Origin of the sequence: Nevskia sp. (assembly GCF_023266035.1) — a bacterium.
Taxonomy (GTDB): Bacteria; Pseudomonadota; Gammaproteobacteria; order Nevskiales; family Nevskiaceae; genus Nevskia.
On record NZ_JAHFRY010000118.1, the window covers coordinates 1 to 14,570 of the forward strand.

Consider the following 14,570-nt stretch of genomic DNA (forward strand, 5'->3'; position numbering starts at 1 on the left):
ATCGTTGACGCTGAGCTTGGTGCTGCCGCCGCATCATCGTTGACGATCGTGCCCTGGCCTTGTGCGTCGGCAATCGTTGCTCCGCTCGGGCTGCTCAGGTTGACCAGGAAGGTTTCGTTCGGCTCGACGGCGGTATCGCCATTGACCGCGACGTTGAAGGTCTGGCTGGTGCTGCCGGCGGCGATGGTCAGCGAACCGCTGCTGGCCGCGTAATCCGAGCCGGCGGTCGCCGTACCGTTGGCGGTGGCATAGGAGACCGTTACCGCGCTCGTCGAAGTGGCTGACAGGCTGACCGTGAACGTCGCGTTCTTGGTGCCGCTGTTGCCTTCGGTCACGCTCACATCATTGATCGACAGCGACGGCGTGCCACCGACCGGCGGCGCATTGCAGATCACCGGCGTGACGCTCAACGAGAACGCACGAACGCTGCCGGTATCGGCAGGCCCCGAGTCCTGCGCCCGCAGCTGCCAGCTGCCATTGGCAGGGCGGCCGTCGAAGCTCGACAGCGGACCGGACGGCTTGAAGCTGCCGGTGAACGGCGCCTGGGCAGCGGCCACGGTCTGAATGCCCGGGCCAGCGCTTTCGTCATCGAGCGCGGTCTGGCAGAGATTATTGCCGGCGCCGCCCGCATTGCTGATCACCGGCACCACGGTGCCATCCGGCGACACCAGGCTGATCGCCAGATCGGCGACATAGGTGTGATCGATGCCGACGGTCGTCGAGCCTGCGGTGGCGCTGCAGCTGGCGCCATCGATCTTCAGATTGACGTCGCCGATCGCGCCGGAAATGCCCGATACCGACAGCGGCACATTGATCGCCGCGCCATTGTCGGGAATCGCCACCGGTGAGCCGGCGTAGGTGAAAGTGGCGCTGTTGCCGAGCCCGCCGGTGCCGCTGGCGAAGGCGACCGTCTGCGGGCTGTTGGCGCCGATATAGCTCAGGTTCTGCGAGAAGTTGATCGGGCTGCCGCAGGGGAATGCGGTCTCGACCCGGAACTGGTAGGCCGTGGCATTGCCGGCCGAGGCCGACGGCGCCAGATTCGGATAGGTCGAATTGGCGCTGAGGATGGTCACGCCGGCCGTGGCGCTGCTCAGCGTGCTGTTGATCGACGCCGCGGATGCCGCGCCGATATTGGTCAGCGGCAGGCTGATCGACCAGGTTTCGTTCGGCTCGATGACGTTGTCGCCGTCACCGACGATCTGGGTATAGACCGCCGTGCCGGCCGACAGGAACGGCTGCGGCGTGGCGCCGGCCGCCTGCAGCGCCGGCAGCGGCATGACGATGCCATAGCCGGTGGTGCGATCGACACCCGGCACTTCGATGTCGATCGCCGTGCTGGTCAGGAAGTTGCGGACCTGCACCGGCGTCAGCGACGGCACGCCGGACTTCAGCAGCGCGGCAATCGCAGCGGCATGTGGAGCGGCTGCCGAGGTGCCGAAGAACGGGTTGAAGCCCGGTGCCGAAGTGGATACGCCATCGGCTGCCGTGATCACCGGTTGCTGGCGGACGACACCGCCGGTGGCGGTGCGATTGCCCGGGGTCAGTTCGGCGCCGGTCGGGCCGAGGATGATGCGACGCGGACCGTCGGAGCTGAAGCTTTCCGTCGCATTGCTGGCGGTGAACGCGTTCGGGAACGGGCCAACGGGCGGCACGTTATCGAAACGGATCGGCCCGGCTGGCGTCGCTGCCACACCGTAGCCGTCGGCGGTGGCGCTGTGACCGCGAGTCACGCCGGAGGTCGACAGCGCCGAGGTGATGGTGCCGCGCAAGGTGCTGAGATGGAACATCGGCGGGCTGCTGGTGTTGCCGACCGCGAAGCGGTTGACGACCAGACGCTGGCCGACGCTGATCGGGCTGACGCGCTCGTAGGCGCGGTCATCGCCGCCGACACCGTTCTGGCGATTGGTGCTCGATTGCACGACGCTGGTCATCGTGCTGTTCAGCAGATACAGGTCGTAGTCGGTGGAGGCCGTGCCACCGGTCAGATCGTAGTTCTCGGCCCAGATGATCAGCGCGCCGGAAGTCGAGGCGCCGGTGACCTGCACCGACTGGCCGCCATCGCCGAAGTCGTGCAGCGGTCCGACGCCAGCCAGCGGTGTCGGATTGGCCAGCGTGCTGGCCAGGAAATCGCCTTCCCAGGTGCCAGAGGTGTTGTCGGTCTTGTTGCCGGAATTGCCGGCCGACGAAAAATACAGCACGCCGGAGGCGGTGACATCGTTGACGGCTTTGGCAACGACACCGTCCTGGAACACGTTCTCGTCGAAATACAGCACGTCGTCGACGATGATGTTGCAGCCATCGGTGGCCAGATCGCGGATGTTCTGGGCGAAGCTGGCTTCGCTGTTGAACGCGGTGGCAAAGCCCAGCGTCGCGCTCGGCGCCAGGTCATGAATGATTTCCAGCATCGCCGTGCCTTCGTCGCCACTGCCGGCCTGGCCAGGCAGCACGTCGACCGCCGGCAGATCGCCGCTGGCCTGCGAGGCCGCCAGCGAGTTGACGCCATCAGACAGCGCACAGACCTTGACGCCGGCGCCGGTGGCGCCGAACGAGCCGCGTGCCTGATCGGCTGCGTGCGCCTTGTCGCCTTCCGAAACGTTGACCACGTTGGTCAGCGCTTCCACCGCTTCCTGCACCCGCGTGACCTGCTTGAGCCCGGCCAGGGTCATCAGATCACTGAGCCGGAGCTTGGCGCGGATGGTCTTGTATTCGACGGCGGTGGACTTCGGCGATACCAGCACAGCGCCGATTTCGGACAGCTTGCGCAGCACCACGGCCGCGTCCTCGCGATCGGTGATGCCGATGTCGACGCTGTAACGGCCGTCCTTGCCGGCCTTCAGATACTGGTATTCCGGCAGCTGGGCCAGCCGTGCGTCGCCGCGCTGCTTGAGCGTGGCCATGAACAGCGCGGAATCGAGCTTGTCCTCGATCAGCGTTTTTGCATTCTTGATCTGTTGCAGTACTGCGATCTGCGATTGCGCGCTGGCTTGCATCGTTGCCGGCGCCTGTTGTGCAACGGCGGCACCGGATAGCGACAGGCCGGCTGCCAGCAGCGTTGTCCTTAGCAGGCGGGGCGTAGGCCCGGCCTGGTTTTTCTGTTGTGTCATGAGTGACTCCCCGTATCGATTGTTGCCGTGCGGCGACGAAGCACCGCTTGGCATTCAAGGTTCAGAACGATTCGAAAGCAGTGATTGCAACGCAAGCTGGACGGGTTCCCATTTCCCGCCGGCGAGCGAATTCCCTCGACAGATGGTGCCGATCCTACTGCGCTGCGCGCCGGCCGGTTGCTCACTGGTTCACAGCGACGGCACGCGCGGCCGATGAAATTGCTTCGGGCCGTTGGCCGGCGGGCTGCATTGCCGGCCAATGGAGACCAAGGCGAGCATCCCGCCGGCCGGCAGCAAAGTCCTGACCGATTTCCGACTATTTCCGTCCGCCAGCCGGAATCAGCTGCCGGTGCCGGACAACTGGATCACCGTCGGGCTGTCCGGCGCATTGGAGGTGATCGTCACCGAGCCGGGACGAGGGCCGACCGCAGTCGGCTTGAAGCTGCCGGTCAGGGCGCAGGTGGCGCCGGGCGCCAGCGATTTCGGGCAATTGCTGCTGCCGTTGTAGTCGCCGCTCAGGCGGATCGAGGTGATGGCCAGCGGCGCGCTGCCGCTGCTGGTGATCAGCAGCGAACGCTGCACGCTCGACTGCCCGACCTTGACGCTGCCGAAGTTGAAGCTGCGCGTCTGCACGCTGATGCCGGGTGTGCCGGCGGCGCTGTCGTCGTTGACGATGGTGGCGGTGCCCTGAGCCTTGGCCAGCACGCCGCCGCGCGGGTTGCTCAGATTGACGAAGAAGGTTTCGTCCGGCTCGCTGCGGGTATCGCCGTTGATGGTCACGCCGAAGGTGCGCGTGCTGCGGCCGGCGGCGATGGTCAGGGTGCCGCTGGCGGCGAGGTAGTCGCCGTCGGCGACGGTGGCGGTGCCGTTGGCGGTCGTGTAGTCGATCGATACCTCGCTGCTCGGCACCCGATCCAGGCTGACCGTGAACAGCGCCACCGTGGTGCCGCTGTTGCCTTCGGTGATTCGTACGTTGTCGATCGAGATCGACAATGGCGCGTTGACGGTGATGCTGTCGAGGTAGATCGGCGACGGCTGGAAGGCGCGGTTGCGGTACTGCACTGCAACGGTGGCGAGGCCGCTCGTCACCGGCAGCGTCAGCGGCGTGCTGGCGCTGGACGTGGTGTAGGCCTGCCAGGCACCAAAGTTCACGCCATCCTCGGCGATCCGGAAGCTGTCGATGCCGGTCTCGGCGTCGCTGGCGCTCAGGTTCAAGGTCACGTCCCGGCTGTCGGTGCTGGCGTCGTCGTCGTTGATCGTCACCGTACCGACCGGCGCGCTGGCGTCGCGGTAGATCGTGTAGAAATTGCCGCTGCCGGATTTCCGGGTCAGCACGATGCCGGCGTAGCCATCGACATCGGCCGTGAACGTCAGTGCTTCATCGCCGCCGGCAGCGGCGACACTGCTGACCGCGGCCGCGGACTGGCGGCCGCGCTGCCAGGTCGAGGCATCGTTGCTCGACGTGAACGCGAGCAGTTCGTAGTCGGCGTCGCCCGAGGCCTGCACTCGGACGTACTGCGGCTGTCCGGCCCGCACCGGCAGGTCATAGATCTGCACCACCGAATCGGCCGGGAACAGCGCGAATACGCTGTTGCCGAGCACGCCGCTATCGTTCTTCGCGTACTCGATGACATAGCGGCTGGCGAGGCCGCCGAGCAGGCTGGCTTCGACTCTGTCGGTGCCGATCGGTCGCCGGCCGTTGTTGTGGTCCTGGGCAATGATCTGGATATCGCCGGCCGCCGTGCTGCTGCTGACCAGCGGCGTCACCGTGCCGCCGCCGACGACCGTGCCCTGATCCTCGTACAGCTTCAGGCCGAGGTCGGTGGCCGCCGAGACCGGTCGTGCAGCGACGGCCGACCAGTAGCGCCGCGTGCTCACGTAGTCATAGGCATGGCGACTCGGCGACGGCTCGCGGCGGTTGCGTGGCACGCCGGATTCCAGCCGCACCACATCGAGCCCGGCGGCTGGCGGCAGGAAGATGCGCTGGTAGAGCCTGAGGCCACCGGACGGCAGCGCCACGCTGCCGATCACCGGGCCGCTGTTCTGCAGCGCACTGAGGTTCTGGCTGACGGTGTTGCCCGGCCTGGCATCGCGCAGCAGCGAGAACGCGCCGGCGACGTGCGGCGCGGCCATCGAGGTGCCGGACTTCGCGCAGTACACCAGGCCCGGGCATGACGAAACGATGTCGCTGCCCGGTGCGAACAGTTTCACATCCTTCGAGCGGTTCGAGTAGAAGGCGATGCTGTCGTCCTTGTTGGTGGCCGCGACGCTGATCGCGGTGGAGATGCAGCCCGGCGTCGACAGGCCGTCGGTATTGCCGTCGTTGCCGGCCGAAATCACCGTGGCGATGTTGACCGAGCGCAGCGTGTCGATGATCGGCTTCAGGCTGTTGCTGTCGCAGGGCTCGGACGAGTAGCCGCTGCCGAGGCTCATGTTGGCCGCCGCGATCCGGTAGTTGTTGCGCTGGTCGTAGACGTACTGCAGTGCCGCGATCTGGTCGCTGGAGTAGGAACGCGCGTCGTTTCCACCGGTCACCGGGTAGCGCGAGAACACCTGTATCGGCATCAGCCGGGTATCCGGTGCGACGCCATCCATCGAGGTCGAACCGAGTCGCGCGGCGCCGACCGCGATGCCCGCCACATGGGTGCCGTGATCGCAGGCGTCGGTGTAGGGGCCGCTGGAGTAGGTGCACTTGCTGGCAGCGCCTTCGCCGGTCTGCGTGGTCTGCCCGTTCGGGCAGTTCTTCTTGCTGGAGAAGCAGGCCTCGGCGACAAAGCCGCGCAGGAACGGATGGGCGCGATCGATGCCGGTATCGAGCACCGCGACGACGCCGGAGTAGTCGCCATTGCCGCCCTTGATGCCGAGATCCTGGATGTCGGCAGCGCCGATCAGCGGCACCGAATCGGCCAGCGCCGGGCTGGACAGGCGGTCTTCCTGGATGGCGGCGACTTCCGGCAGCCGGGCCAGCAGTTCGAGCACGGCCGGCGAGGCGTCGAAGGCCAGCATCGGCACCACCCGGTACTGCTGCCGGATCTCGATCTTGTGAACCCGCAGCGCATCGAGCACGCGCGCCTGCAGCGCAGCGATCTCGCCCTGCTGCCGCTGCGCCAGAGCCGCACCGAGCATGCCTTCCGGCGTCAGCAGCATCTTCAGCGTGACGATCACCGGCACCTTGCCGTCGCGCTGGGCGACGGCCTGCAGTTTCGACAGCGCGGCGGCATCCGGCGCGCGGCTGCGGAAATCGGTCGCGGCGAGCAGCTTGTCGGTGGCCAGCTGGGCGGCGCTCAGCGGCCAGGGATCGGGCCGCGCGCCCTGCGGCTGGACGATGGCGGCGCCCTTCAGGTCCGGCTCGGTGCCGCGCAGATTGCGCAGGCTGTCCGGCAGGATCAGTTCACCCCGATCGCCGATCAGCCGGTAACCGCGCTGTTCGAGCGCGGCCTTGCCGGCGTCGCTGAGCGGCGTGTCGATCACCGCCCCGGCGGTGAAGCTGAGTGTGGCGGCGGCCCCGATCAGCCAGCGGCCGAGGTGGGGAAGGAACGCGGCCCTGGCCGAACGGCCGGCCTGATGGTTCTGATGCTTGAGCATGCTGCGGGTCTCCCGGATGACGGGCGGGCCCATCCAGAAAGGGCCGGCCGAGGTGTGTGGGCGCGGTGCCTTGCGCCGGCAGCACGGTGTCGCGGCGGGGCCGGGAAAGCCTGAAGAATTTCTGAAAGATTCCTGAAATCGCAGATCTGCCGGGCCTTGCCGTGCAGCCGGTCACCAATTCCGGGGGCGGGCTATCCCGGACGTGACGGGCGCACGGCGATCCGGCAAGCTTTCGGCCCCGCCGTTCCTGCCCTTCTCCGTCCCCCGTTTCCGCGCTGCGCGATGACTGAGCCGACCCACTCCGCAGCCACGCCGGACCCGGCCGCCAGCCCCGATTTCCGCATCTGGCATTTCGCCACGGCGGTGTTCGATGAGCGCAGCCAGGAACTGCGCGTTGCCGGCCGCCTGGCCGAGCTGGAGCGCAAGCCGACCGAGCTGCTCCGGCATCTGCTGCGCCATGCCGGCGAAGTGGTGACCCGCGAGGAACTGCTCGAAGCGGTCTGGCCGGGCCGGATCGCTACCGAGGCCTCGCTGGCCAAGGCGGTCAGCCGGGTTCGTCAGGAACTCGGCGACAGCGAGCAGACGCTGATCCGCACCATCCACGGCTACGGCTACCGGCTGGTCGCCGAAGTGCGGATCGAGCGCCCGGAGGCGGAGCGCGAAGCCCGGACCTTGCCGCGCCGTTTCAATCTCCATCCCGGCATGGCCGTGCCCGAGCGGCCGCTGTGGCAGTTGCGCGAACACCTGGCCAGCGGTGGGCAGGGCGAGGTCTGGCTTGCCGAGCAGCCGAAGAGCGGCGAACGCCGGGTTCTCAAGTTCGCGGTCGACGCCAGCGGTCTCCTGGCGCTGAAGCGCGAGATCACGCTCTATCGGCTGCTGCGTGAAGCGGTCGGGCCGGCGGCGCGCTGCGTGCGCTTGATCGACTGGAATCTGGAAACCGAGCCGTTCTTCACCGAATCCGAGCACATCGGCGCTGGCAGCTTCGTCGACTGGGCCGCCGGACGCGGCGGACTCGCGGCGATCCCGCTGGCCGTGCGTCTGGAACTGCTCGCCCAGGCCGCCGAAGCGCTGGCCGCCGCCCATAGCGTCGGCGTGCTGCATCGGGATCTGAAGCCGGCAAACCTGCTGATCGACGACAGCGATCCGGCAGCGCCGCAGGTTCGTCTGGCCGATCTCGGCAGCGGCGGCCTGGTCGAACCGACGGCGCTCGACCGCTACGCGATCACCCGCATCGGCTTGACCCAGTCGCTGCTCGGCAGCAGCGACAGCGGCACCTTGGCCTACCGCGCGCCGGAACTGCTCGCCGGCCAGCTGGCCACTGCGCGAGCCGACATCCACGCGCTCGGCGTCATGCTCTATCAATGCGCAGTCGGCGATTTCGCCCGGCCGATGGCGGTCGGCTGGGAAGCCGATATCGACGATCCGGTGCTGCGTGCCGACATCGCCCAGGCCGCGGCCGGCAATCCGGCACTGCGCCTGGCCGATGCCGCCGAGTTCGCGCACCGGCTGCGCAGCCTCGATGCCCGCCGTGCGCAATGGCACGACGATGAGGCGGGTCGGGCTGCCGCCGAGCAGCAGCGTCTGGAAAATCAGCGGCTGAAGGCGCGGCGCTTCTGGCTGCGGGCGACGGTGGCGGTGCTGCTGATCGGCCTCGGTACCAGTCTGTGGCTGTACGTCGATTCACGCGCAGCGAGGCTCCGTGCCGAGCGGGCTGCCGATACCGCGCTGGCGGTCAGCGATTTCCTGAATCGCGATCTGCTGAGCAGCTTCAGTGCCGGGGAGGGATCGGTGCACGAGGTTGATCTCGGCAAGGTTTTCACCCAGGCCAGCAACCAGGTGGCGACTCGGCTCGCGGCCCAGCCCGAAGCGGCCGCCGAGGTGTACTCGTCATTGATCACTGCGTTTTCCGATACCGGCATCACCGGCGGTCTGCACGACACCCAGCAGCGGGCGCTGAAGCTGGTCGAGGATCTGCTGCTGATCGACCCGCCGCGGGCGGTGAGGGTGGCGGTGCTGCTGCTGCGTGATTCCGATCAGGTGCTGCCGGCGATTTCCGGTGAGCACATCGGCCCGTGGAAGACGCTGGCGACGCTGGCGAAAACCCAGCTGCCGACCGGTGATTCGGGGCAGCTGATGCTGCGCAATGTCGAAGCCAATCTCGAATTCGATTTCGGCGACGCCCAGCGCGGTCTGGCGCTTGAAGAGACGGTGGTGCGGGACGCTGTGCGCTTCGAGCCGGAAGCCGGTCGGCGCGCGAACTACCGCTGGTTCCTGGCCTGGATGCTGACCTTCGGCCCGCAGGGCAACCGGCTGGGCGAGGCCGAGCAGAGCCTGCGCGACGCCCTGGCGGACCTCGCCGCGCATCCACCGCCGACTCGCCGTGCCGAGGCGGCGATGCGCAATCTGCTCGGCACCGTGCTGGCCCAGCAACAGCGCTTCGACGACGGTGAGCGCGAACTGCTGCAGGCCAAGGCGATCTACGCGGGACTGACCGGCGATCGCTCCAAGGATCTGATCGCCGTGCGGCAGGCGATCAGCGTGCTGCGCGAGCGGCAGGGGCGCCACGCCGAGGCGGTGGCGATCCTCGAAGAGAACGAGCCGCTGTTCGCTTCGCTCAAGGGCGCGATGACCCTGGACCTGCTGCAGTTCCGCGCGGCCCTCGGCTACGCCTATGCCGGCGCCGGACGCTACGAAGACGCTGCGCGCCTGCTCGGCGAGATCATCGACCGGGCAACACAGCTTTTTGGCAGTGGTGATGCGGACGTGCGCCTGCTGAACATCAGCCGCATCGAGCCGCTGGCGCGCGCCGGCCACATCGCCGAGGCGCGGGCGCTGCTGGCCGAGGTGCGCGCGCGTATCGGTGACGCGACCGACCCGGTATCGAACGAACACCGGTTCCTGGCGCAGACCACGGAAGTCGACATCGCGCTCGCCGAACAAAAGTTCGATCTCGCCCGCCCGGCACTGGCCACGGCGCGCCAGCTGTGCACCGAACTGCAGGGGCCGGAAGGCCGCTGCATGCGCCGGGTCAACGATCGCGAAACGCGGCTCGGCAAGGCGGGCTGAGCGTCAGACGAACGTGGCCGCCTGAGCTTCGCCGTTAGCGGCCGCCCTTCAGCGCGTCACGCTGCTTGCGCAGCACCTCGTACTCGGCTTCCAGCGCCCGCTGTTCGGCCACCGTCGTCGCGTATGCGGCCTTGCGTTCGGCCACGTAGAGCAGGCCGGGTCCGTTGACCTTGTCGTGCTGGCTGCTGTCGGCTTTCTGCAGGGCCGCCTCGGCGGCAGCGAGTTCGTCCGGCACCCGTGCCGCCAGCGCCGGATCGCTGCGCAAGGTCAGCAGGCTGGCGCGGATACGAGCGACGGCGGCGGTCGACGGCTCGACACCCGGTGTCGGCGCTTCTGCAGCCGGCGAGAAGGTCGGCAGGCCGTTCGATGACAGCCGCAAGCCGCCGCAGGCCGACAGCCCGAGCAGGCTGCCGAGCATGATCAGGGACAGATGTTGACGGGCCGGTTTCATGGCGTGGCTCCCGAGCCCGGCGATTGCAGAGCTTCGATGTCGCGCTTCAGCGACATGTTCTGCGCCGCCAGACGAGAGCGCTCGGCGCGGGCGATGCCCAGTTCGGCATCAGCCTTGGCCTGGGCCGCATACCAGCGCGAGGTGATCTCGGTTTCCTTGTTGCCACTGGCGGCGCGGGCGCGGGCCAGATTGTCGCGGGCAGCTTTCCAGGACACCGAGTCGTAATCGCTGATGCGGGCGCGTTCGGCGCGGGCGACGGCGGTTTCGGCATCGGCCAGCGATTCGCCGGGCTTGGCGTTGCGGCCGCTGCAGGCGGCCAGACTCAGCACCACCAGCAGCATCGCCGAGGCGACGCCGAGGCGGCGGGAATGAAGTTGAGCGTTATCGATCATCGTTCGGTTCTTGTTCGTGGTTCGTTGTCTGCTGCCATTGCTGCCTGGGGTCATCCGAATCAGCCCCTGCGCCGTAAACTCGCATGCATCGCCCTGCCCCGTGTATTTCGATCACTCGATCTGATGACTCCAGCATCCGCTGCAATCTCCGGCCTCGCCATCGTCGCCTTGGTACTCGCCCTAGTCTGGGCGATCCAGCTGAAAACCCGCAATGCGGGCATGGTCGACCCGGTGTGGTCGTGGAGCCTGGGCTTCCTGGCCATCTGGTACGCAAGTTTCGGGACCGCTCCGGCCGAAACCCGGCTGCTGCTCGGCGGGCTCGGCGGGCTTTGGGGCTTGCGCCTCGGCAGCCACCTGTATTTCCGCAACGCCGGCAAGCCCGAAGACGCCCGTTACGCGAAGTTTCGCCGCGAATGGGGCGATTCGGTGAACCTGAAGATGTTCGGCTTCTTCCAGTTCCAGGCGCTGATCGCCTGGCTGCTGTCGGTCGGTTTTCTGGTGGTGGCGTTTCGCGATGGCAACGCCAGTGTTTCCTTGATGGGACTGGGCGTGCTGATCTGGGTCATCGCGGTCGCCGGTGAAGGCATTGCCGACTGGCAGATGGAACGCTTCAAGGCGGATCCCTCGACCAAGGGCCAGGTCTGCCAGCGCGGCCTGTGGCGCTATTCGCGGCATCCGAACTATTTCTTCGAATCGATGCACTGGCTGGCCTACGTGCCGCTGGCGATCGGCACCGGCCTGTGGTGGGTGGCGATCATTCCCGCCGCGATCATGGCCTGGCTGCTGCTGAAGATGTCCGGCGTGCCGATTCTCGAAGCGCACATGGTCCAGTCGCGCCCCGCTTATGCCGACTACATGCGCACCACCAGCATGTTCATTCCCTGGCCGCCGAGAAGCAGTGGCTAGTGGTCGGTGGCTAGTGGTCAGTCAAAGCCACGCCGCACCGTACCGCTTCGCTGTTCAGCTTTTCGCCGTTCACTAGCCACTAATCACCGACCACTAGCCACTAGCTTCATGAACGTCATCGATCTCTGCGAGAAAGGCCTGATCCCGGATTCCCTGTCGCGCTGGGGCATGCGGCAACTGATGAAGCGGCGGTTGGTCGACGAGGCGAACCAGGATGGCGAGGTTCGCAGCCAGCGCTACAACGCCTTTCTCGACGAGCTGCGCGCCAGCCCGATCGCGGTCGAAACCGGTGCTGCCAACGAGCAGCATTACGAGGTGCCGGCGGCGTTCTTCCACGCCCATCTCGGGCCGCGGCTGAAGTATTCCTGCTGCCTGTATCCCACCGGCAATGAAACGCTTGGCGAAGCCAGTGACGCGATGCTCAAGCTATATGCCGAACGCGCCGAACTGCGTGATGGCATGCGCATTCTCGATCTCGGTTGCGGCTGGGGATCGTTAAGTTTGTGGCTGGCCGAGCAGTATCCGAATGCGCAGATCGTCGGCCTGTCGAATTCGCATGGTCAGCGCGAGTACATCAAGGCCCGCGCCAAGGAGCGCGGCTTCGGCAATCTGACCATCATCACCGGCAACATAGTGAGTTTCGACTTTCCGGCGACGGCGCAGACCACCGGTGCGCTGATCGACTCAGGCTTCGATCGAGTGATGTCGATCGAGATGTTCGAGCACATGAAGAACTACGGCCTGCTGCTGGAAAAGATCAGCCGCTGGATGAAGCCGGACGCCAAGCTGTTCGTGCACATCTTCGTCCACAAGCTGCTCGCCTATCACTTCGAGGTGAAAGGCGAGGACGACTGGATGTCCAAGTACTTCTTCACCGGCGGCACCATGCCGAGCGAAAACCTGCTGCTGAACTTCCAGGATCACGTCGCGCTGCAGCGCCAGTGGTGGGTCGACGGCCGGCACTACGAGAAGACCTCGAACCAGTGGCTGGCCGGCATGGACGCCCACAAGGACGAGATCCTGAAGATCTTCGAAGCCGGCTACGGCAAGCAGCAGGCGCCGATCTGGGTACAGCGCTGGCGAATGTTCTACATGGCCGTGGCCGAACTGTTCGGCTATGCCGACGGCAACGAATGGGGCGTCGGTCACTACCTGTTCACCAGGCGCTGAGCATGATGCCGCCGCTGGCGGAATTCGCCATCGACCGCGCGGTCCCATCTGCACTTTCCCGAAAAATCCTGTTCGCCATGAAAACCGCTGCTGCCTTGTTGCTCTGCGCGGCCATGGGCACGGCTGGCGCCGCACCGGTCGATTACCGTTTTCGTGGCTATGCCTACGATCTGAAATCGAACCAGTACCGGTATACCGAAGTGCATCGCCAGAAGATCGATGGCCTGCGCTGGATCGAGGGCTCGATCGATTACTTCGATCCCGCTGGCAACAAGATCGCCGCCAAGACGCTGGACCTGCGCAAGGACCCGCTGATCCCGGTCTTCAAGCTGGAAATCTTCAAGGAGCACTACGTCGAAGCGATCACCGATGTCGAGGCCGATCGCTACACGATGCTGAAGACCGCGGACGGCAAGACCCAGACCAAGCTCATCACCAAGACGCCGGGCATGGGCGCGGATTCCGGTTTTCACAGCGCCATCGTCGCCAACTTCGACAAGCTGCAGGCAGGCGAGACGATGAAGTTCCAGTTCGGCGTCGCCGGCCAGCTCGATACCTACAGCTTCCGCTGCAGGAAAGTGGGCGACACCAGCTTCGAAGGCAAGCCGGCGATCAAGCTGCTGGTCGAGCCGGATTCGCTGCTGCGGCTGTTCGTCGACAGACTCGATCTGACTTACGAAGTGAAAACACGGTATCTGCTCGAGTATCGCGGCGTCTCGAACATGCACGATCCGGCGACAGGCAAGGCCTACAATGTCCGCATCGTTTATACGGACACGCCGCCGAAAGATGCGCCTGCCAATCTTCCGCCGCTGGAATAACGCGCTTTTAGTCATCCTGCTGCTGCTCGCTGGGACCTCGCGCGCCGATGACAGCGATACCGCCGTCGAGGACGCCCTGAAGCTCGCCGCCTCGCGCCAGGCGCCAGTGATCGTCGATTTCTACGCGCCCTGGTGCTACTCCTGCTACTTCATGGCCAAGCACGTCAAGACCGGCCCGGAGTGGACGGCCCTTGAAAAGAAAGCCGTGATCGTCGAACTGGACGCCGACTCGCCGGCCGGTGCCCGCTGGATGCAGCAATGGACGGTCAAGGGCCTGCCCAGCTACATCGTGCTCGATGCCAGCGGCCAGGAACTCGGCCGCATTCCGCTGGAACGCACGCGCGCCCAGTTCTACCCGGAGATCGCCGCGATCATCGCCCGCGGCAGCGATCTCGATCAGCGCAAGAGCCAGGTCAAGGATAACGGCAAGGCCTCGCTGGTCGCCGCTCGCAGCGTGCTGCAGGCCTATGCCGCGCGCGCCGATGTCGATGGCGCGAACGATTGGCTGAACGCGCTTCCGCCCGCCGCCCGCAAGGCAGTCGATCAGGATGCCGACGCTGCGCTGTGGCAGTCACGGCTGACCTTGCGCAAGGCTTCGATTGCAAAGGACGCTGCTGCCTGTGCTGCCGCGGCGCCCGCCGTGCTGGCTGGCGAGTTGGGCTGCGATCGCGCCTACGAACTTGATCGCGCGATGCAGTGCACCGCCAGCCTGCCGGCCGGTGAGCAGCAGAAGCTCTACGCCACGCAGCAGCCGGTGATGAATGCACTGCTCGCCAAGCGGGTGTTCATCGCCACGCCGAGCTGTGCCGATGCCCGCAGCCTGATCACCACGACTGCCGATCTGGCCGCCACGCTCGGTGATACCAAGCGCGAAGCCGCCGTGCTCGAGCAGGCGATCGCCGATGTCGAGCGCCGCCTCGGCGGTGCGAAGAAGCTCGATCTCAAGCGCGACCGCAATCTGGCCGACAACCTGCGCCTGTATCTCGATCTCGCCAAGCGTTACGAAGCTTTGGATGCATTGTTCCCGAAGCTCATCGCCGCCTATCCGGACGACTACGTTTATGCGTTCCGCTAC

Annotated in this window: 9 protein-coding genes; 5 read left to right on the forward strand and 4 right to left on the reverse strand. The window is 66.4% G+C overall.

Annotated features, from left to right (window positions below; all coding sequences use genetic code 11):
• Positions 1 to 3,104 (reverse strand): Calx-beta domain-containing protein (locus Q0D45_RS16600; protein ID WP_293395238.1); only part of this gene is annotated, 3,104 nt, incomplete at its 3' end.
• Positions 3,105 to 3,443: 339 nt separating this feature from the next.
• A complete protein-coding gene (locus Q0D45_RS16605) occupies positions 3,444 to 6,689 on the reverse strand; it encodes a S8 family serine peptidase (RefSeq protein WP_293395241.1) in 3,246 nt (1,081 codons plus the stop codon).
• 282 nt (positions 6,690 to 6,971) lie between these two features.
• Here Q0D45_RS16605 and Q0D45_RS16610 point away from each other — a divergent pair, with 282 nt between their 5' ends.
• The gene (locus tag Q0D45_RS16610; protein ID WP_293395244.1) at positions 6,972 to 9,755 is read left to right on the forward strand and encodes a winged helix-turn-helix domain-containing protein; all 2,784 of its coding nucleotides are present in this window, start codon (positions 6,972 to 6,974) and stop codon (positions 9,753 to 9,755) included.
• 34 nt (positions 9,756 to 9,789) lie between these two features.
• Here Q0D45_RS16610 and Q0D45_RS16615 read toward each other — a convergent pair whose 3' ends face one another.
• Positions 9,790 to 10,206: a DUF4398 domain-containing protein gene (locus Q0D45_RS16615; RefSeq protein ID WP_293395247.1), complete on the reverse strand. Its 417-nt coding sequence runs from the start codon at positions 10,204 to 10,206 to the stop codon at positions 9,790 to 9,792.
• Positions 10,203 to 10,598 (reverse strand): DUF4398 domain-containing protein, encoded by a 396-nt coding sequence (locus Q0D45_RS16620; RefSeq protein WP_293395250.1) that lies wholly within the window; start codon positions 10,596 to 10,598, stop codon positions 10,203 to 10,205. The genes Q0D45_RS16615 and Q0D45_RS16620 overlap by 4 nt, the downstream gene beginning before the upstream one ends.
• Positions 10,599 to 10,721: 123 nt before the next feature.
• Between Q0D45_RS16620 and Q0D45_RS16625 the strand changes: the two genes are divergently transcribed.
• The 4 genes from Q0D45_RS16625 to Q0D45_RS16640 form a co-directional block, all read left to right on the forward strand.
• Positions 10,722 to 11,504, forward strand: a complete 783-nt coding sequence (locus tag Q0D45_RS16625) for a DUF1295 domain-containing protein (RefSeq protein WP_293395253.1) — start codon at positions 10,722 to 10,724, stop codon at positions 11,502 to 11,504.
• Positions 11,505 to 11,612: 108 nt separating this feature from the next.
• Positions 11,613 to 12,674 carry a cyclopropane-fatty-acyl-phospholipid synthase family protein gene (locus Q0D45_RS16630; RefSeq protein WP_293395256.1) on the forward strand — a complete coding sequence of 354 codons (1,062 nt, stop codon included), beginning with the start codon at positions 11,613 to 11,615 and terminating at the stop codon, positions 12,672 to 12,674.
• 77 nt (positions 12,675 to 12,751) lie between these two features.
• On the forward strand, positions 12,752 to 13,495 hold the full coding sequence (locus Q0D45_RS16635) for a hypothetical protein (protein WP_293395259.1): 744 nt from the start codon (positions 12,752 to 12,754) through the stop codon (positions 13,493 to 13,495).
• Positions 13,464 to 14,570: thioredoxin family protein (locus tag Q0D45_RS16640; protein WP_293395262.1), on the forward strand; the 1,107-nt coding region annotated here is incomplete at its 3' end. The genes Q0D45_RS16635 and Q0D45_RS16640, both read left to right, overlap by 32 nt.

Coding starts and splice junctions, on each gene's coding strand:
- Q0D45_RS16605 (WP_293395241.1), bottom strand. CDS start 6,689: ATGCTCAAGCATCAGAACCATCAGGCCGGCCGTTCGGCCAGGGCCGCG.
- Q0D45_RS16635 (WP_293395259.1), top strand. CDS start 12,752: ATGAAAACCGCTGCTGCCTTGTTGCTCTGCGCGGCCATGGGCACGGCT.
- Q0D45_RS16615 (WP_293395247.1), bottom strand. CDS start 10,206: ATGAAACCGGCCCGTCAACATCTGTCCCTGATCATGCTCGGCAGCCTG.
- Q0D45_RS16625 (WP_293395253.1), top strand. CDS start 10,722: ATGACTCCAGCATCCGCTGCAATCTCCGGCCTCGCCATCGTCGCCTTG.
- Q0D45_RS16630 (WP_293395256.1), top strand. CDS start 11,613: ATGAACGTCATCGATCTCTGCGAGAAAGGCCTGATCCCGGATTCCCTG.
- Q0D45_RS16610 (WP_293395244.1), top strand. CDS start 6,972: ATGACTGAGCCGACCCACTCCGCAGCCACGCCGGACCCGGCCGCCAGC.
- Q0D45_RS16620 (WP_293395250.1), bottom strand. CDS start 10,598: ATGATCGATAACGCTCAACTTCATTCCCGCCGCCTCGGCGTCGCCTCG.